The 17,857-nt window shown below is 63.2% G+C and carries 18 protein-coding genes and 1 pseudogene; 17 read left to right on the top strand and 2 right to left on the bottom strand.

Going from position 1 to position 17,857, the window contains the following annotated elements; genetic code table 11:
• The first annotated feature begins 54 nt into the window (after nt 1–54).
• The 6 genes and pseudogenes from DBZ32_RS15220 to DBZ32_RS22310 all read left to right on the top strand — a co-directional run bounded on the left by DBZ32_RS15220 (nt 55) and on the right by DBZ32_RS22310 (nt 5,117).
• Nucleotides 55–555, top strand: a complete 501-nt coding sequence (locus tag DBZ32_RS15220) for an RNA polymerase sigma factor (RefSeq protein ID WP_162906777.1) — start codon at nt 55–57, stop codon at nt 553–555.
• 113 nt (nt 556–668) lie between these two features.
• A pseudogene (locus DBZ32_RS22850) lies at nt 669–815 on the top strand (FecR/PupR family sigma factor regulator); the annotation flags it as partial.
• 162 nt (nt 816–977) lie between these two features.
• Nucleotides 978–1,685, top strand: coding sequence for a FecR family protein (locus DBZ32_RS15225; protein ID WP_235830218.1), 708 nt, complete (start codon nt 978–980; stop codon nt 1,683–1,685).
• Nucleotides 1,686–1,968: 283 nt separating this feature from the next.
• A complete protein-coding gene (locus tag DBZ32_RS15230) occupies nt 1,969–4,530 on the top strand; it encodes a TonB-dependent siderophore receptor (protein WP_119168044.1) in 2,562 nt (853 codons plus the stop codon).
• Nucleotide 4,531: 1 nt separating this feature from the next.
• Nucleotides 4,532–4,933, top strand: a complete 402-nt coding sequence (locus tag DBZ32_RS15235; protein ID WP_119168045.1) for a serine hydrolase domain-containing protein — start codon at nt 4,532–4,534, stop codon at nt 4,931–4,933.
• Between the two features lie 22 nt (nt 4,934–4,955).
• Entirely contained in the window at nt 4,956–5,117 is a 162-nt protein-coding gene (locus tag DBZ32_RS22310; RefSeq protein ID WP_208539248.1) for a hypothetical protein, read from the top strand.
• A gap of 68 nt (nt 5,118–5,185) precedes the next feature.
• Here DBZ32_RS22310 and csrA read toward each other — a convergent pair whose 3' ends face one another.
• The gene (gene csrA / locus DBZ32_RS15240; RefSeq protein WP_119168046.1) at nt 5,186–5,521 is read right to left on the bottom strand and encodes a carbon storage regulator CsrA; all 336 of its coding nucleotides are present in this window, start codon (nt 5,519–5,521) and stop codon (nt 5,186–5,188) included.
• Nucleotides 5,522–5,700: 179 nt separating this feature from the next.
• On the opposite strand from csrA, the gene DBZ32_RS15245 reads away from it, so the two are divergent.
• The 10 genes from DBZ32_RS15245 to recA all read left to right on the top strand — a co-directional run bounded on the left by DBZ32_RS15245 (nt 5,701) and on the right by recA (nt 14,060).
• Complete coding sequence (locus DBZ32_RS15245; RefSeq protein ID WP_235830219.1) at nt 5,701–6,105, top strand: flagellar basal body rod protein FlgB; 405 nt, start codon at nt 5,701–5,703, stop codon at nt 6,103–6,105.
• Nucleotides 6,106–6,147: 42 nt separating this feature from the next.
• Complete coding sequence (gene flgC, locus DBZ32_RS15250) at nt 6,148–6,555, top strand: flagellar basal body rod protein FlgC (protein ID WP_119168048.1); 408 nt, start codon at nt 6,148–6,150, stop codon at nt 6,553–6,555.
• Nucleotides 6,556–6,694: 139 nt separating this feature from the next.
• Nucleotides 6,695–7,021 (top strand): flagellar hook-basal body complex protein FliE, encoded by a 327-nt coding sequence (gene fliE / locus DBZ32_RS15255; protein WP_119168049.1) that lies wholly within the window; start codon nt 6,695–6,697, stop codon nt 7,019–7,021.
• Nucleotides 7,022–7,102: 81 nt separating this feature from the next.
• Entirely contained in the window at nt 7,103–7,369 is a 267-nt protein-coding gene (gene fliQ, locus DBZ32_RS15260; protein WP_119168050.1) for a flagellar biosynthesis protein FliQ, read from the top strand.
• Nucleotides 7,370–7,378: 9 nt separating this feature from the next.
• On the top strand, nt 7,379–8,155 hold the full coding sequence (gene fliR / locus DBZ32_RS15265) for a flagellar biosynthetic protein FliR (protein WP_119168051.1): 777 nt from the start codon (nt 7,379–7,381) through the stop codon (nt 8,153–8,155).
• 23 nt (nt 8,156–8,178) lie between these two features.
• Nucleotides 8,179–9,255, top strand: coding sequence for a flagellar biosynthesis protein FlhB (gene flhB, locus DBZ32_RS15270; RefSeq protein ID WP_119168052.1), 1,077 nt, complete (start codon nt 8,179–8,181; stop codon nt 9,253–9,255).
• A gap of 130 nt (nt 9,256–9,385) precedes the next feature.
• Nucleotides 9,386–11,764, top strand: a complete 2,379-nt coding sequence (locus tag DBZ32_RS15275) for a PAS domain-containing hybrid sensor histidine kinase/response regulator (protein WP_119168053.1) — start codon at nt 9,386–9,388, stop codon at nt 11,762–11,764.
• A gap of 241 nt (nt 11,765–12,005) precedes the next feature.
• Nucleotides 12,006–12,689 (top strand): TylF/MycF/NovP-related O-methyltransferase, encoded by a 684-nt coding sequence (locus tag DBZ32_RS15280; protein ID WP_162906778.1) that lies wholly within the window; start codon nt 12,006–12,008, stop codon nt 12,687–12,689.
• A gap of 25 nt (nt 12,690–12,714) precedes the next feature.
• Nucleotides 12,715–12,840, top strand: coding sequence for a hypothetical protein (locus DBZ32_RS22670; protein ID WP_268877948.1), 126 nt, complete (start codon nt 12,715–12,717; stop codon nt 12,838–12,840).
• A 125-nt stretch (nt 12,841–12,965) separates the two neighbouring features.
• Nucleotides 12,966–14,060, top strand: a complete 1,095-nt coding sequence (gene recA, locus DBZ32_RS15285; RefSeq protein ID WP_119168055.1) for a recombinase RecA — start codon at nt 12,966–12,968, stop codon at nt 14,058–14,060.
• A gap of 178 nt (nt 14,061–14,238) precedes the next feature.
• Here the strand turns inward: recA and DBZ32_RS22675 are convergent, their stop codons facing one another.
• Complete coding sequence (locus DBZ32_RS22675; protein WP_119168056.1) at nt 14,239–14,787, bottom strand: invasion associated locus B family protein; 549 nt, start codon at nt 14,785–14,787, stop codon at nt 14,239–14,241.
• A 272-nt stretch (nt 14,788–15,059) separates the two neighbouring features.
• On the opposite strand from DBZ32_RS22675, the gene alaS reads away from it, so the two are divergent.
• On the top strand, nt 15,060–17,732 hold the full coding sequence (gene alaS / locus DBZ32_RS15295; RefSeq protein WP_119168057.1) for an alanine--tRNA ligase: 2,673 nt from the start codon (nt 15,060–15,062) through the stop codon (nt 17,730–17,732).
• Nucleotides 17,733–17,857: the final 125 nt, after the last annotated feature.

Genomic DNA, 17,857 nt, shown 5'->3' on the forward strand with positions numbered 1-17,857 from the left:
ATTCGCATTCACGATAGAGAACGTCGGGGAAATTCAGGGAGTACCTGGCAGACGGTGCGGAACAGTGACGTTCAAGACCTCTATCTGCAGTATGGGCAGGAGCTTCAAGGCTACCTGACACGCAGATTGAGCTGCGTCGAAACCGCGGCCGATCTGACGCAGGAAGCTTTCGTTCGGCTGATCGGCGCCGATCCTTCGCGCGCCGTCGAGAGCCCGCGCGCCTATCTTTATCGAATCGCGTCCAACCTCGTAACGGACCACTATCGCGATCAGAAGAAGCGGCCCCAACCTGTCACGGCAGATCGATCCGATGCGGTTGCCGACCGGAGGCCCGGCCAGGAACGGACCCTGCTGGCAAAGGATCAGGTCGGTCACCTCGAACGCGCGATCGAGGGCTTGCCGCGCCGGCAACGCGAGGTGCTGCTCCTCCACAAGTTCGAAGGTATGAGCTACGGTGAGATTGCGCTGCGGCTCGGCATCAGCAAAAACACGGTGATGGTTCATATGATGCGCGCGCTGGCACACTGCCGCGACAGCCTCTCCGACATCGCGTGACTCGCGGATGGCCGGTTTGAGATAATGCCGCTGTGCCTCCGATACGTCTTATGCGGTGACGGCAGGCAAGGAACCACTCCTGCGCAACAGGCGGATTGACCGAGCCCTTCTTAATGTCTGATCGAGATGGACAAGCAGCGAAAGAGGCCGCGGCTGAGTGGTTTGTCCGCCTGCGCGACGAGGCCTTGTCTCAGGCGGAGGTGGCGACCTTTCGCAGGTGGCTCGAATCGAGTCCGCAGAACGCGAAAGCCTACAGCGATGTCGAGCGGCTCTGGGCGGATCTCGATCATGTCACCTCACGCCCAGAGCCAAGCCCGGGCTCCCGTTTCGGCCAGCGCCGGTCCCGAAACTCTGGAAAGGCGGCCTTTGCTCGGATATCGAGAGTCAGAGACAGCTCGAGCCGCCCGACTGCCCTGCGGCCGATGGCTTTGGCGGCGTCGTTCCTTGTCGTACTTGCCGTGGGAGTCTTCGCCCTGGCGGGTGTCGGTCCCCAGCCGGATTACGATACGGAGGTGGGCGAGCACCTGCAGGTCGATCTGGCGGATGGATCCAGGCTGCATCTGAACACCGGGTCCAGTCTATCGGTCGACTTCACCGGGGATCGCCGTCGCGTGCTGCTGCACTCCGGCGAAGTCTACTTCGAGATTTCAGCCGATCCCGAGCGTCCCTTTGTCGTGGACGCCGGCTTTGGGACCGCGACAGCTCTGGGAACCTCCTTTTCCGTGAGGCGGCACGACCGGACGTTCGACGTCGTCGTGACGTCCAGCCGTGTCGAGGTTTCCGGGCCGGATCTGCAGCCGACCGTCGTTGCCGCCGGCGAGGGCGTGGGTGTCGCGGCGGGCGGAGTTCGCCCGTTCGAGCGAAGCGACATCGGAACGTCCTTGGCCTGGCGAAGCGGACGTTTGGTCTTCGACGAGACCTCGCTTGACGACGCTTTCCGTGAGCTTGACCGCTATCGGCGTGGCCGCATCGTGATCGTGGACGCTTCGATCGCCGAGATTCCCGTGACCGGCGCTTTTTCCATTACGCGGGTCGATGCGGTGCTCGAAACGATCGAAGAAACGCTTCCGGTTCGATTGGTCCGGTTGGGCGACCGACTGACCTTCGTTTTCGCCGACCCGCCGTCCTAGAACGGCGACGGATCCGTTTGAGCCGCCCCGTAGTCCGGCGACTGCTTGGCATCCGCTCCAGAGGGACAGCTCCGTACAGGCGTCCTCGCAAGCGATCGTGCGGACGTTGCAGGCGTTCGGGGCGCGGCAGACGTCTCTGTGCCACCGGGCCTGCCGGAGTTTTTCTGCTTCCTCGCTGTAATGGTCCTTGCCGCCCAAGGCGTCTGCTTACTGGGAATTGCGATTTTGACGCATTCGCGAAAGCGTCGACAGGGCAACAGAGGTAGGGGGCGAGGGGTAGGGCGTGAAGACTCAGGCAAGTGCGGTGATTCTCAGTATGATGCTCGGTGTTTGCGGTGCCGGCGTGACGCTCGTGGCTCCGGCAGCGGCACAGGAGCAAGAGGCGCGCAGTTTTTCGATCCCTTCCCAACCACTGTCATCGGCGCTTCTGGAGTTTGCGGAGCAGAGCGGTCTGGAACTCCTTTTCGACTCGCGCCTTGCGGCCGCACAGACGGCTGCCGAAGTCGTCGGCACCTACAACCCGGAGCAGGCGCTCGCGCTGCTGCTGGCCGGAACGGGACTCGGCTACACGCGGGCGGACAGCGGCGCGATCACCCTGTTTCCGACGACCGCTCCGGGCGGTACGGAGGGCAGTGCCGTTCAACTGGACACGCTGCGTATCGAAGGATCGACCTTCTATGGCACCTTCTTCGATCCCGTCGATGGGTTCCGGGCCGGCAACGCCTCCACGGCGACCCGTTCGGACGCTCCCCTGCTGGACACGCCGGCTTCAGTCTCCGTTGTTACGCAGGATGTTCTTGAAGCGGCCGACGTGCAGCTGCTCGAGGACATCGCCGATATCGTTCCAGGCCTGACTCGCGGCAACAACTTCGGAGGAACGCGCGATCGCTTTCTGTCGCGCGGTTTCGAGTCGGATATTCTTATCAACGGAACGCGCCGGGGCATTCTGGGGATCACCGACAGCTATCGTGTTCAGCGGGTCGAAACCCTGCGCGGTCCAAGCGGTGCACTCTACGGCAGCGGCGGCGGGGGGGCTCAGGTCAATGTCGTCACCAAACGCCCTCTCTACGAGCCTTTCGCGGAGACCCGCTTATCCGGCAAGAACCAGGACGGCGGTTTCCGGGGCACGGTCGATGTCTCGCAGCCCTTGACCGAGGATGGGGCGCTGGCATTCCGTTTGAATGCCGCCGGTGAGTACGAGGACACGTTCCGGGATTTCGTCACGCGCGACTTCTATGCGGTCGCTCCAAGTGTGCGGTGGGACGTGACGGGCGATACCTCGGTCCTGGTCGAGGGGGAAATCACGGAACGCAATGCCCCCTTCGACCGCGGTACTCCCATCGTCGGAGGCGACCTTGCGGCCTCTGTGGACACGAACTTCAGCGAACCGGAGGTCGGCGACACCGAAAACGCCGCCCAGTCGGCGCAGGTCACGCTGCAGCACTTCCTGGGCGATGCCTGGAGCGTGACCGGGCGTGTCGGGTTCAATCGTCAGACGTTGGAGGGCGAGGGTATCGACAGTCGGGCTTTGGCACCGTTTTCCTTCGACGCCGGTACGCCGTTGCCGCTGCTCGGTCCCGGTGCGGTCGCCACGGATGCGGTCGTGGCCGGCGATACCATCTTCCGCAACCGCTTCATTCGGGATCAGGAACGCCGGGCTTACTCGGCCGACGTGGTTCTCGACGGAACGGTCGACTTCGCCGACATGCGCCATAACCTGACCTTCGGCACGGATTTCCGGAGTTCCCTGCAGGAGAACCGCGATCGCCGCAGCAGCTTCAACTTTACCAACGCAAGCTACTATGCCGACCCCTGTGACATCAGCGTCTCGAACCCGGTCTACGGTCAGTGCGGCGCCGATGCCAACGTCCGCATTTCTCGGGACGTGGAGGGGCGTTATCTCGGTTTCTCGGCTCAGAACCGCATCGAGATTTCGCCGCGGTGGCAGTTCCTGATCGGCGCTGGCTACACAAGCTTCCGCGTCGAGTCCGACGATCTCGTGGCGAATGAAAAGACGATCTTCGACGGCGACAGTTTTCAACCGCAGTTCGGCCTCGTCTACAAGGCGACGCCGACTTTGTCCCTCTACGGGAACTACCGTGAGGGCTTCGGAGCAGAGCCCGATGCGATCCGCGTCGATCCGATCACCGAAGAAGTCCTGCCGCCGACCGAGTTCCAGCTCTTCGAGGCAGGCGTCAAGCAGGAGTGGTTCGACGGCCGTCTCTCCGCTACGCTCGCGCTTTTTCATCAGAAGGAGACGGGGCTGATTTACCTGGATCCAGCCAGCTTCGATGTCGCCAACCCGGCGGCGGGACGTGCGCGCGACGACGGTGAGCACCGCAGCCGCGGTGTGGAGCTGGAGCTGACGGGCGGCCTGACCGATCAGTGGGACGTTCTCTTCAGTTACTCCTTTACGGATGCGGACGTCCGTCAGGGTTTCGAGGAAGCCGGCAGCGACTTGCAAGGCGTCCCGCGGCATAAGATCGGCCTGCTGACCCGCTATCGCTTCGACGAGGGCTTTTTCGACGGCCTGAGTGTGGGCGGAAGCTGGGTTTTCGAGGGCGAGCGCCGGACCAGGAACCTGCGCCAGCCGGACGTGATCGTGAACCCGGCCAATGGTGCGGTCTTTGTCATCGACGATGCGGACGATCTGCCGTCCGAGACGGTGCCGAGCTATCACCGCTTCGATCTCTTCGCCAGCTACGAGCCGATCGAGAACGTTGGGCTGTTCCTGCGTGTCGAGAACATTTTCGACGAAGAGTATGCCACGGCTCCGAACTTTCTGTTCGATGCTCTGCCGGGGGCTCCCCGGACCTTCTCCGGCGGTCTGACGGTCAGGTTCTAGCATGCGCATCACTGCTGTCGTTCTGCTCGGCTGCGCGTTGCTGAGCGTGCGGCTGGTTTATCTTCTCCTGACTCAGGGCCGGCCGGTCGTCACCAGAGTCGATCGGTCGGCCCTGGCGGAACTGCCGTCCGTCGAGGCTTTGGTCGACCGGCTCTTCGATCCGGAAAGGGGTGGGGCGCCCTACGTCGGCGCGTCGATCGCGATCGTGCGGCCCGGCGAGGAGGCCTGGCTGCGCGGCTACGGGCACGAAGGTGTGTCGGAGACGGTTCCGGTCGATCCCGCCGCCACGCGCTTCCGTCTGGGGTCGGTGAGCAAGTGGTTCACCGCTATGGCGGTCGCACGGCTGATCGACGAGGGCCGGATCGGTCTGAACGACCGCGTGAACGATCATCTGACACGTTAATGCCATCTGGCTGTTCGGCGGCGTGACCTTCATTCTAGCCCTGGCTTGCTGGTTACCCGGCATGACTGCCTGGCGTCTCCGGCAGCGCCTGGCTTTCACGCTCGTCGGTTTGGCTGGGCTCGGCCTCGTCGTGTCCGCGATCGGAATGGGGTTCTTCGGTTTCCGCATTGCGGGTTATCTGTAGACGTTCGAAATCAGATGTCGCCGCCGGCCCTCTCGCAATACGGCCCCAATCCTAAGGAGAGGACGGCGTCAGTCTTGACGTGACGACTGAGGGGCCTTTTCCGCCGGCGCTTCGTCGGCGGATTTCTTGTTGAGGGTCGTCTTTTCGACGGCTGCTTGATCCGTTGACGGCTTTGCAGCAAGCGTTCGGCTGCCGCCCAGCACATCGGCCAAGGCGTCGCTGCCGCCTGCCGCCGCCCGATTTTCCTCTTGAATACGTTCGTAGATTTCTCGCCGCAAGACGCTGGCTTCCGGGGGGAAGGTAAAACCCAGCTTGATGGATTTGCCGCGGATGTCGACGACAGTCACCTCGATGTCGTCGTTGATAACGACGGACTCTCCAATTTTGCGCGTAAGGTACAGCATGGTGCGCTGAGATTCCTGCCGTCAACTCGACTCGTATTCAGGTCCGATCCAGCCGGATCACCGCGATTTAACCTGCTTTACTAGATATTAACAAGCCGGGGCAGACACTCGAGGCTAACTCGTTGGCGCTCTACCGAGTTCTTTATACGCCGACGTTGCCGTAGATGGAGGTCCTGCCCGTGGCGGAACGCCCCGGCCTGTTTGACGTTATCGCGCGTAAGATGGACTGGCTCGCCCAGCGCCAGAAGGTGCTGTCGGAAAACGTCGCGAACGCGGATACGCCGGGTTTCGCCGCGAAGGATCTTCGCGAGGGCCCGTTCGAGCGCATGATTCGCGGACAGCTGGCCATCGTGCAGCCGCGTCGCACGGATCCGGAGCATCTGACGCCGGCCAGTACGGGCAATGGTCAGGCGCGCGAGCACAAGCCGCGCGATCGTTATGAGACGGCGCCCTCGGGCAACGCCGTAGTGCTGGAAGAACAACTCGTCAAAGTGCAGCAGACGCAGATCGACTATCAAACCATGACGAACCTCTACAGCAAGCACCTGCGGATGTTCTCGACTGCGCTTGGCCGTGGTGGTTAAGGCGGCGGTTGAGGCGCGACCGGAAAGGGAGGGTAGCTAGGCATGGATCTTTACAAGACGCTGGACATCTCGGCTTCGGGCATGCGCGCCCAGGGCACCCGGCTGCGGGTGATCTCCGAGAATATCGCCAATGCCAGCTCGACCGGCCAGACGCCGGGCGCAGAGCCCTTTCGGCGCAAGATGGTCACCTTCACCAACGAACTCGACCGCGCACTGGACGCCGAATTGGTGAAAGTGAAGGACGTCGGTGTCGATGAATCGGAGTTCAGCCGGCGTTACAATCCAGGTCACCCCGCTGCCGACGGCGAAGGATATGTCCTGATGCCGAACGTGAACTCACTGATCGAGATGTCCGACATGCGCGAGGCGCAGCGGTCCTACGAGGCCAACTTGCGAGTCATCCAGTCGTCGCGGGCGATGCTGGAGCAGACCATCGCGATCCTGCGCTAGCCGCGCGACGCGATCCGACACTGGCTCGCCGGTGTAACGCTTTCAACCAGCCGCCAAGAGGGCGGCTGCCACCCGGTCCAGGAGGGGCGGGATTTCAGAGAGGGGCGAGCCGGGCGAGCCGGATCGTCGGAGCCGAGCGATGAGCGTGAACCTTACCGAAGCGCTGACCGCTTATCAGCGGGCCCAACAGCGTCCGCTCGACGGCGGCGCCGCGAACGGCGACGGCTTTGCGCCCCAGGCGGGCAGCGCAACCGACTTCGCCGCTATGGTGCGGGACGCCGCCGAAGCGGCGCAGGACCGCCTGCAGCAAGGCGAGACCGCGAGCCTGAAAGCCGCGGCCGGCCAAGCCGACATCAACGACGTGGTCGTGGCCGTCAGCAAGGCGGAAATGACCTTGCAGACCGTCGTGACCCTGCGCGACCGCGCCGTCCAAGCCTACCAAGACATCCTTCGGATGCCGATCTAGCAAAGCCGCTCCCGGGGTTCGACCCGGCGTTTGATCGGACAAGCGGTTTCGGTATCAGCAAGGCGGTCGGGAAGTCATTGGATGGAAGCGGTCGACGTGATCGAGGTCTCGCGCGAGGCCATTTGGGTCGCGCTCAAGGTCGGCGGACCTTCCCTGGTGATCGCCTTGATCATCGGCCTGTTTATCTCGCTGTTCCAGGCCCTGACCCAGATGCAGGAAATGACGCTCTCTTTCGTGCCCAAGATCCTGGCGCTTTTTCTTGCGCTGATGGGACTGGCGCCCTTCATGCTGACGGTGCTCAGCGAATTCACGGTCACGCTGATGGACCGCATCGTGTCCTTGGGCTAGCGGGCGCCGATGCTGGAAACGCCGCTGTTCGAAGCGCTACTGCCGGCCCACGTCTTCGGCCTGCTGTTGGTGTTCGTGCGGATCGGTGCGGCTCTGATGGTCCTGCCCGGGATCGGGGAACCCTTCATTTCGGCGCGCAGCCGGCTGATGCTCGCCCTCATGATCTCGCTGATCGCCTTTCCGATCGCGTCTCCCTCGCTTCCCGCCCTGCCGACTTCGATCCCGCCGATGTTTCTGCTGATTCTAGGCGAACTGGTTGTCGGACTGTTTCTCGGGACCGTCGCGCGCCTGCTGATGAGTGCGCTGGTGATCGGCGGCATGATCATCGCTTTCTCCACCTCCATGGCCAACGCCTTGGTCATGGACCCTTCCTCGGCGCAGCAGGGCTCGATCACCGGGTCCTTCCTCAATCTCATCGCGCTGCTGCTGATTTTCGCCCTCGATCTGCATCACCTGCTCTTCACGGCGATAATCGATTCCTACATGCTTTTTCCGCCGGGCGAGCCCCTGCCGATCGGCGACCTGTCCGACGTCATAGCCAGGGTGCTGGCCCATGCCTTCCTGCTGGCCTGTCAGATCGCCGCGCCCTTTATCGTAGTCGCCGGAATCTTCAATCTCGGCCTCGGTCTCCTGGCGCGCCTGATGCCGCAGATGCAGATCTTCTTCGTGGCCATGCCCTTGCAGATCGCGATGGGTCTGGTGGTCATGGCTTTTGCCTTGCCGGTCATGATGGGTGTGTTCATCACCGGCTTCGAGTCGACCGTGACCGATCTGCTGCTGCCATGATGGAGAGGAGGAGCTTTTAGATCATGGCCGACGAAGGCGAAGACGACTCCCAAAAAACCGAAGACCCGACCCCGAAACGGCTGCGCGAATCGCGCGAGAAGGGTGAGGTCGCGAAGTCGCAGGAACTGGGCCACTGGTTCATGATCCTGGCTTTCGCCTCCATCGCTGGCGTGTTCGGTCCGTGGCTGGCGGAGTCGATTTCGCAGTCCCTGGTCGTCGTCGTCGAGCGTCCGCATCTGATCGACCTGTCGGAAGACGGCAGTCGGCAGATCGTGATCGACATTCTGGTCAACCTCGGTCTGGCCTTGCTCCCGGTGGTCCTGGTGGTCCTGGTCGCCGCCTTGGGCGGCAGCGTGTTGCAGACCGGTTTGCTGTTCTCGGTCGAGTCGCTGAAGCCGAAGCTCTCGAAAATCTCCTTGATCGAGGGCTTCAAGCGGCAGTTCTCCAGCCGTTCGCTCATGGAGTTCGCGAAGGGGATCCTGAAGATCTCTTTGGTGGCCGGCGTTGTCGTCATGGCGATCTGGCCGAAGCGAGACCGGCTGAACGAACTGGCGCAGATGGAAATGAAGGTCCTGCTGGAGGTCTTGCAGGAAACGGCGCTGATCGTCCTGATCGCCGTGCTGGCCATGATGACGGTGATCGCGGCCATCGACTTCACCTTCCAGCGCTACCAGCACATCAAGAAGCTGCGGATGACGCGCCAGGAGGTCAAGGACGAGTTCAAACAGACCGAAGGCGACCCGATGGTGAAGGCGCGTCTGCGCCAGATCCGGCAGGAGCGCGCGCGGGGTCGTATGATGGCCGCTGTGCCGACGGCTGATGTCGTGATCACGAACCCGACCCACTATGCCATTGCACTGAAGTACGAGATGGAGGCCATGACGGCGCCGAAGGTCGTCGCGAAGGGCATCGATCACCTAGCGCTCCGCATCCGCGAGGTCGCCGAGGAGAACGACATTCCCTTGGTCGAGAACAGACCTTTGGCGCGGGCGTTGCATGACTCCGTCGACCTGGATCAAGAAGTACCGCCGGAGCACTACAAGGCCGTGGCCCAGGTTATCGGCTACGTCATGCGGCTGAAGGGCAAGGGTCGGAGGTGAGACCCGAAAAACCCATGGATTCTCTGACTAAGCTTTGTGCCGCCGGGGCGTACGGTGGCTGTGATACCGTTGTCGCGAGCGGTGTTGCGACTCCGCTGCAGCGACTGTTCGGAGGGTTTGGGACAGTGGAATGGAAACGCTGTTGATCTGGCAGGCCGTCGCCGGTTTGGCCGTATCGGCTGCCCTGGTCGCCGGTGTCTTCCTTTGGCGCTGCCGGGAAGCCCAGATGCGGTTGCGGGCTTTGCTCGATACGTTACCCGAGCCGCATCAACTGCTCGATGCGCAAGGCCGCATCCTGCAGGCCAATGCGTCCTGCGCAGATTTCTGCGACGGGCGGCTGCGTCCGCTCGATGCCGTTCTGGCCGATCGTCTGGCCGTGACGCCCACCAGGCTGGGGGGTGACAGCGAGAGCAGTGCCGAGGCTTTGGCGCGGCTGGCAACGAACGCGCGTAACGGCGCCGGCGGGACGGCGGAGTTGAGACTGCGGGGAACAGCGAGCAAGCCCGAGGAGGTTTGGGTCGAGGTCAGCGTCTGGCCGGCCGGAATGCCTCGCGGCGCGCTGCTTTGGCAGGTCTCCGACATCACCACGCGCCGTCAGATGGAGAGCACTATCCAGGCCGAGCAACGGCGTCTGGTCGACCTGTTCGAGCGCGCGCCGATCGGTTTCTATTCGGTGGACGGGCAGGGCCGTTTCCGCTTCGTCAATCAAACCCTCGCCGAGTGGCTCGGCCGCACGGCCGAAGATCTGGTCGCCGGCGCGGCCTTGCATGACGTCCTGGCGGAGCCGCCGCGGCCGGAGACGCCTGCCTACGCTCCGGTGGCGGAAGCCGACGACCAGATCGAAGTGAAACTGCGTGGTTGCGACGGAGAGGTCTTCGATGCGCTGATCGTTCAGGCCGTTGCGGCTGATGAGGAGGAAGGCGGTGCGCTTCGCACGCGTTCGGTGGTGCGTCACCTGACGCGTGAGCGTGCGGCTGCGGAGGCTCTCGCCGACTCGGAACGCCGCTTCAAACGCTTCTTCGACGAGGCGCCGATCGCCATTGTCGAGCTCGACCGCGGCGGACGGCTGCGCGAGTGCAATCCAGCCTTCGAAACCCTGCTCGGCCTCAAGGGCCAGGATGTTATCGGCCAGCCCCTCGGCCGTTGGGTCGCGGAGGACGAGCGCACGCTTCTTCGCGAGACGCTGGTGGCCAGCAGCACGGGGCCCGGTCAGTCCGCTGATCTGCGTTTGCGCGGCGTCCGCGAACTGCTTTGCACGCTCTCCGTGAGCGTGATCGATGACGGCGCAGGCAAGCCGGGCGGTTTCGTCTGTCACCTGCTCGACACCACGGAGCAGAAGGCTCTGGAGGTGCAGTTCGCCCAGTCGCAGAAGATGCAGGCCGTCGGCCAGCTCGCGGGCGGTATCGCGCACGACTTCAACAACCTGCTGACCGCGATGATCGGATTCTCCGATCTCTTGCTGCTGCGCCACCGGCCTGGCGATCAATCCTTCGCCGACATCATGCAGATCAAACAGAATGCCAACCGGGCCGCCAATCTGGTCCGGCAACTGCTCGCCTTCTCGCGTCAGCAGACGCTGCAGCCGCGGATGCTCAACGTCACCGATATTCTGGCGGAACTCAGTCACCTGTTGCGCCGGTTGATCGGCGAAACGATCGAGTTGGATATGGTCCATGGCCGCGATCTCGGGCAGGTTCGCGCCGACCAAGGCCAGTTGGAGCAGGTCATCATCAACCTTGCCGTCAACGCCAGGGACGCGATGTCCGGCGGCGGCCGCCTGATCATCCGGACCTACAACGCAGCCTTCGAGACGCCGCAGAGGCGCAAGGGAGAGGAGGTCGCAGCCGGCGACTACGTCGTGATCGAGGTCAGCGACAGCGGCTGCGGCATCTCGCAGGCAAATCTGGACCGGATCTTCGATCCCTTCTTCTCGACCAAGGAGGTCGGGGAGGGAACCGGCCTGGGACTGTCCACCGTCTACGGTATCGTCAAGCAAACCGGCGGTTTCATTGTCGTCGATTCCGAACTCGATACAGGCACGACCTTCACCATCTACCTGCCGCGTCATCTGCGTCGGGGCGAGCCGGTCGTCGAACCGGAAGTTCGCGACGCACGCGACCTCACGGGTATCGGCAGCGTCCTTTTGGTCGAGGACGAGGACGCCGTGCGGTCTTTCTCGGCGCGAGCGCTACGCAACAAAGGGTACGAGGTTCACGAGGCGCGTTCGGGGGAGGCGGCATTGGATATGCTGCGCAACGATGGCAATCTCGCCGAGCTCGATCTGCTCGTCACCGATGTGGTGATGCCGCGCCTCGACGGCCCGAGCCTGGTTCGCGAAGTCCGCCAGGACCGTCCCAAGCTGAAGGTGATTTTCATCTCCGGCTATGCCGAAGACAGCTTCCGCCAGCGTGTGGGGGAAGAGGAGGGGATTCACTTCCTGCCGAAGCCCTTCACGCTTAAGCAACTGGCGGGAAAGGTGAAGGAGGTCATGGGCGAGGGCAGCGCCTGACGCCTATGGTTTGCCACATCACGCTTGCCGCATCGGGCCTGCCGTATCTCCGCCGCTGACCGTTGTGGCTTCGCCCCGCTTTCCGGCTTTTTTCCAGTCCCAAGTTTGTTCCGCACTTCTCGTCGGCCGTTCACTCGGTTAACGGGCAGTGTGAGGGAGGCAAAATAAACGCGGGATAGTGCCGATGGGATTGCTTGCGTCAGGCTACCAGAAGGCGAAACGCCGGTTGCGGGATGGTTGGATGACGCATCGGCTCGACCCGATCGCGCGACGGGTCCAGCAGCAGCGTCTGACCTATCTGGCGACCTCCAAGCTCTACAGCCTGACGAGGCAGATCGATCGGCTGAACCGTGAAGGCGTAGCCGGTGACCTCTATGAATTCGGGATCGCACTTGGAGGATCCTCGATCATCATGGCCAGCAAGATGCAGAACCGTCATTACCACGGGTTCGACGTCTTCGGGACGATACCGCCGCCCTCCGAACAGGACGAGCGCGACAGCCATGAACGTTACGCCGTGATCGAGGCGGGCCGGTCCAAGGGGATCGAGGGCGACGACTACTACGGCTATGTCGACGATCTCTACGACCGGGTGGTCCGGAACTTCGCTGATTGCGGACTGGCCGTCGACGGCGAAAGGATCGCGCTTCACAAAGGCCTGTTCGAGGACACGCTGACTTTGGCGCCGGGAACCCGGATCGCGCTCGCTCACGTCGATTGCGATTGGTACGAACCGGTCAAGTTCTGTCTGGAACAGATCGCCGATCATATGTCCCTCGAGGGCGCCATCATCATCGACGATTTCAACGACTATCAGGGCTGCCGCAAGGCGACCTGCGATTTCCTGGCGAGCGACTCCCGCTTCCTGCTGCAGACGGAACGGCCGCATGCGATCCTGATCCGGCGCGCGGAGAGGGAGGGCTAGAGCCACAGCCGCTGGCGAGAGTTCAGTGTCGCCGGCGATCTTCGCCTTGAGCCCGACCGCGTCCCTATTCTTGCCCGGCGTGGTCGACCGCTTCGCGATCCGAGTCGTGGAGGCCGGTGCCTTGGCCGTCTTTTCCGCCCTAATTCAATGATCCAGGCTTGAGCGAGTTTTGTTCTCTTTTCGGGCTTGTTTTCCGTTGCCAAAAAAGAACAAGACAGGTACATTTGCGCTCCGATTGCGACGCCTGAGCCGGCGTGGGATAAGGGAGTGGACGCGATGAGCCAGACGGCTTTGCGATTGATCGACGGGGACAAGGTGGACAAAACGAAAGCACTGGATCAGGCCCTTAGCCAGATCGAACGGGCCTTTGGCAAAGGGTCCGTGATGAAGCTGGGCCAGCGCGACGTGGTCGATATCGCGACCATTTCTACCGGTTCGCTCGGTCTTGATATCGGGCTCGGTATCGGCGGTGTTCCGCGCGGACGCATTGTCGAGATCTATGGCCCGGAATCGTCCGGCAAGACAACGCTGGCGCTGCACATCGCCGCTGAAGCGCAGAAGGCCGGCGGAACCGCTGCCTTCATCGATGCCGAGCACGCGTTGGATCCGAGCTACGCTACGAAGCTGGGCGTTGATATCGACGAACTGCTGATCAGCCAGCCCGATGCCGGTGAGCAGGCTTTGGAAATCGCCGACACACTGGTTCGCTCCGGCGCAGTCGACGTGCTGGTGATCGATTCCGTTGCCGCACTGGTGCCCCGGGCCGAACTCGAGGGCGAGATGGGCGATCAGATGCCGGGCTTGCAGGCACGGCTGATGAGTCAGGCCTTGCGTAAGCTGACGTCCTCGATTTCGAAGTCGCATACCCTGGTCATTTTCATTAACCAGATCCGTATGAAGATCGGCGTCATGTTCGGGAGCCCGGAGACGACGTCGGGCGGTAATGCGCTGAAGTTCTACGCTTCGGTGCGCCTCGATATACGGCGAATCGGTGCGATCAAGGACCGCGACACCGTCGTCGGCAACCAGACGCGCGTAAAGGTGGTCAAGAACAAGCTGGCTCCGCCGTTCCGTGTCGTCGAATTCGATATCATGTACGGGCAGGGGATCTCCAAGACGGGTGAACTGCTCGATCTTGGGGTACAGGCCGGCGTGGTGGAGAAGTCGGGTGCTTGGTTCTCGGCCGATGGCCAAAGGATTGGTCAGGGCCGCGAGAACGCCAAGACCTTCCTCAAGGAAAACCCTGAGATCGCGAATAAGATCGAGCGCGCGGTTCGGGCCAATGCCGGTCTGGTGGCTGACGCCATGCTCGAAGGGCCCGATGAGCCAAGCCCGGGCGCCCCGACGGAGAGCTCGGCCCCAGAAAGCTGACGGTTTCCTGAAGCTGACGGTTTCCTGAAGCCGGCGGTTTCCGAAAGTTGACGACCCAATAGCAGTACGAAACCGCATCCCCTCGAAGTTGGATGAGCCTCGAGGGGATGCGTGCTTCCGGCCTCGGCCGGAGCGGCTCTGCACTCCGACCCGTCCGTTTGTCAGCGGATATCGGAGATCAGCCCGTCAGGCCATTGAAGGCGGCAGTGAAGCCGAGCAGAGAGATCCTTGCGCGGATCGGCTGCTGACGCGGGTCGAAAAAGGTGACGTTGATCTGCGTGCCGGCCCGCAACTGGCTTACGCGGGTCTGGTCGAGAACCAGTTCCACCCGACACTGGTCCGGCGGCTGCAGACAGCGGGCGTAGGGCACCGAGAGCTGCTCGCCGCCGTCGATCTGAATGCTCACCCCGTCCGCCAACCAAACTCCGAGCGGGAGGTTGAGCAGCAGTCCCGGATTGCCGTCCGGCAGCAGGATGATGGCAGCCTGCATGACCACCTGGCCCTGCTCGTTGCCGACGTTCTGCAGCATGCGGCAGCTCCTGGTCCCGTCCTCCAGTTGGATGCAGGCCAGTGTCCAGTCTTGAAACGTTTCGGTTTCCGGCTGTGGCTGTTGTTGCTGGTCTTGCGTCTGCGCCTGAGCGAACCCCACGGCAACAAAAGCAAAAAGAAGCGACGCCAGGGCGAAGACTCTGCCGAGGCGTCGGCGTGTATGACGATGCGACTGCATAATCGGCACTCTAATCTCCCTCGGTGACGACTTAAAGACCGCTGCTAAAGAGAAGACGAGAGTCTTGCCTCCAGCTTGGCTGCGGCTCCTATCCCTATCTCAGCCGAAGGGCGGCAGTCACCTCTGCAGTCACCCGCAGCCTGCATCTGTGGACAGTCCTCCGTGCGGAAGCTACAACCCGGAGTCGCCAACCGCCCGCCGACGGCCTCCCGGCCGCAAGTTTGGAAATCTTCTAGCTTGCTGGCCAAGCCCTTTGAACCCAAGTAGATGCCATGACCAGTACGAACGATATACGCAAGGCTTTTCTCGACTACTTTGCCGGCCAGGGTCACGAGGCGCTCGCCTCCTCGCCGCTGGTGCCGCGCAATGACCCGACCTTGATGTTCGCCAATGCGGGCATGGTTCAGTTCAAGAACGTCTTCACGGGTCAGGAAACCCGGCCTTACAGCCGTGCGGTCACCTCACAGAAGTGTGTCCGCGCCGGCGGTAAGCACAACGACCTTGACAACGTGGGCTATACGGCGCGGCACCATACCTTTTTCGAGATGCTGGGGAACTTCTCGTTCGGCGACTACTTCAAGGATGTCGCGATCGAGCTTGCCTGGAATCTGGTGACCAAAGAATTCGGCCTGCCGAGCGAACGGCTCCTGGTGACTGTCTTCTCGGAGGATGAAGAGGCCTTCGATCTGTGGCGCAAGATCGCCGGTTTGCCCGACTCCCGGATCATCCGCATTTCGACCAGCGATAACTTCTGGTCCATGGGTGAGACGGGGCCCTGCGGTCCCTGCTCCGAAATCTTCTTCGATCATGGCGAGGGGATTCCCGGCGGTCCGCCGGGCAGCCCGGATGAAGACGGGGACCGCTTCATCGAGATCTGGAACCTGGTCTTCATGCAGTACGAGCAGGTCGCCGCCGACCAACGGATCGACCTGCCGCGTCCTTCGATCGACACCGGGATGGGTTTGGAGCGTATTGCCGCGGTCCTGCAGGGAAAGCACGACAACTACGACATCGACCTGATGCGCCGGCTGATCCTGGCTTCGGCCGAGGCAACCGGGGTTCATGCCGATGGACCCCAGGCTGTCTCCCACCGCGTGATCGCCGATCATCTGCGGGCCAGCGCCTTTCTGATCGCCGACGGCGTGCTGCCCTCCAACGAAGGCCGGGGCTACGTCTTGCGCCGGATCATGCGCCGCGGCATGCGGCATGCGCACATGCTGGGCGCCCGCGAGCCTCTGCTGCACCGGTTGGTGCCCGAGCTGGTCGCCGAGATGGGGGCTGCTTTTCCGGAGTTGGGCCGCGCCCAGGCCTTGATCGGCGAGACGCTGAAGCTGGAGGAGAACCGCTTCAAGGATACCCTCGACCGCGGCCTGAAGCTGCTGGAGGAGGAAACCGGCAAGCTGGACGGCGCAGCCGCTCTGTCCGGCGAAGTCGCCTTCAAGCTCTACGACACCTACGGCTTTCCCCTGGACCTCACTCAGGACATTCTGCGCGGCCAGGATCGCAAGCTCGATGTCGCGGGATACGACGCGGCCATGGCGCGTCAGCGCGCACAGGCCAAGAAATCCTGGGCGGGCTCCGGCGAGGCGGCGACCGAAACCCTATGGCTCGATTTGCGCGACCGGCTCGGAGCCACCGAGTTCCTGGGCTACGATACCGAGGTGGCCGAGGGTGTGGTTTCCGCCCTGATCGTCGAGGGCGCGGAAGTGGAGCAGGCCGAGGTCGGAACGGCGGTCCAGGTCGTGCTCAACCAGACGCCCTTCTATGGCGAGAGTGGCGGCCAGATGGGCGATAGCGGCGTTCTCTTCGCCGCCGCGGAGGGCGGCAGCGGCGGCCTCGAGGTGGCGATTGCCGATACCCAGAAGCGCGCCGCGGATCTGCATGTCCATCTCGGAGAGGTCACCCGCGGTACCCTCAAGCTCGGTCAGGCGCTGGAACTGCGGGTCGACGGCGCACGCCGCGCCCAGTTGCGGGCGCATCACTCCGCCACTCACCTGCTGCACGAGGCGCTACGACGGCGGCTTGGCGACCATGTCACGCAGAAGGGCTCGCTGGTCGCCCCCGACCGTCTGCGCTTCGATATCAGCCAGCCGAAACCTCTCTCGCCGGAGGACATCCAAACCGTCGAGCAGGCGGTGAATGCGCGTGTACGGGCCAATGCAGAGGTCCTGACCCGCTACATGACGCCCGACGAGGCGATCGAGGCGGGCGCGCTTGCATTGTTCGGCGAAAAATACGGGGACGAGGTCCGGGTCGTCTCGATGGGCGGGCTCGACGAGCTGGAGCAGGATAACCGACAGTTCTCCACGGAACTTTGCGGTGGCACCCATGTCCATCGCACCGGCGATATCGGCTTCTTCAAGATCGTTGGCGAGTCCGCCCTCTCGTCCGGCGTCCGCCGCCTCGAGGCCGTGGCGGGGGAGGCGGCCTTGGTCTGGGCCGAGCGCCAGGAGAGCTTGCTCGGCGAAGCTTCGGCCGCGCTGAAGGTGGCACCCGGCGAGCTGCCGAAGCGCATCGCCGGCCTGCTCGAGGAACGTCGCAAGCTCGAACGCGAGTTGGCCGAGACCCGGCGCAAGCTGGCGACCGGAGACGGTGCCGCAGCAGCGCTGGACGTTCGCGAGATCGGCGGCGTCAAGCTGATCACCCGCGTTCTGGAGGACGTGCCGCCGAAGGATCTCAAGCCCATGGCCGACGATCTGAAGAAGCAGGTCGGGTCCGGTGTCGTGGCGGTGATCGCGGTGAACGAGGGCAAGGCCTCGCTCGTGGTCGGCGTGACCGGCGACCTGACCGGGTCGCTGAATGCCGTCGATCTGGTCCGTGCGGGCTCTGCGGCGATCGGCGGCAAGGGCGGCGGCGGGCGGCCCGACATGGCGCAAGCCGGCGGTCCGGAAGGAAGCAAGGCCGCCGAGGCCATGCAGGCGATCGAAGCGGTCCTCGTCGGCTGAGAGGCCGATAACGGTCGTCCGCACTCTGGAATCGGACCTCGGTTGGACCTCGGATTCGACCCTCGTCGGAAGCCTGCCGGAAAGACGCAGCTATGAAAAAGGGGGCATCTGCCCCCTTTTTCACT

This window comes from Algihabitans albus, assembly GCF_003572205.1.
Classification (GTDB): domain Bacteria; phylum Pseudomonadota; class Alphaproteobacteria; order Kiloniellales; family DSM-21159; genus Algihabitans; species Algihabitans albus.

Bases quoted from the DNA above. Each gene is read 5' to 3' on its own strand.
- flhB (WP_119168052.1), top strand. From the start codon at position 8,179: ATGGCCGACGAAGGCGAAGACGACTCCCAAAAAACCGAAGACCCGACC.
- DBZ32_RS15225 (WP_235830218.1), top strand. From the start codon at position 978: ATGGCTTTGGCGGCGTCGTTCCTTGTCGTACTTGCCGTGGGAGTCTTC.
- flgC (WP_119168048.1), top strand. From the start codon at position 6,148: ATGGATCTTTACAAGACGCTGGACATCTCGGCTTCGGGCATGCGCGCC.
- DBZ32_RS15275 (WP_119168053.1), top strand. From the start codon at position 9,386: ATGGAAACGCTGTTGATCTGGCAGGCCGTCGCCGGTTTGGCCGTATCG.
- fliQ (WP_119168050.1), top strand. From the start codon at position 7,103: ATGGAAGCGGTCGACGTGATCGAGGTCTCGCGCGAGGCCATTTGGGTC.
- DBZ32_RS15280 (WP_162906778.1), top strand. From the start codon at position 12,006: ATGACGCATCGGCTCGACCCGATCGCGCGACGGGTCCAGCAGCAGCGT.
- alaS (WP_119168057.1), top strand. From the start codon at position 15,060: ATGACCAGTACGAACGATATACGCAAGGCTTTTCTCGACTACTTTGCC.
- csrA (WP_119168046.1), bottom strand. From the start codon at position 5,521: ATGCTGTACCTTACGCGCAAAATTGGAGAGTCCGTCGTTATCAACGAC.
- fliE (WP_119168049.1), top strand. From the start codon at position 6,695: ATGAGCGTGAACCTTACCGAAGCGCTGACCGCTTATCAGCGGGCCCAA.
- fliR (WP_119168051.1), top strand. From the start codon at position 7,379: ATGCTGGAAACGCCGCTGTTCGAAGCGCTACTGCCGGCCCACGTCTTC.
- DBZ32_RS15235 (WP_119168045.1), top strand. From the start codon at position 4,532: ATGCGCATCACTGCTGTCGTTCTGCTCGGCTGCGCGTTGCTGAGCGTG.
- DBZ32_RS22675 (WP_119168056.1), bottom strand. From the start codon at position 14,787: ATGCAGTCGCATCGTCATACACGCCGACGCCTCGGCAGAGTCTTCGCC.
- recA (WP_119168055.1), top strand. From the start codon at position 12,966: ATGAGCCAGACGGCTTTGCGATTGATCGACGGGGACAAGGTGGACAAA.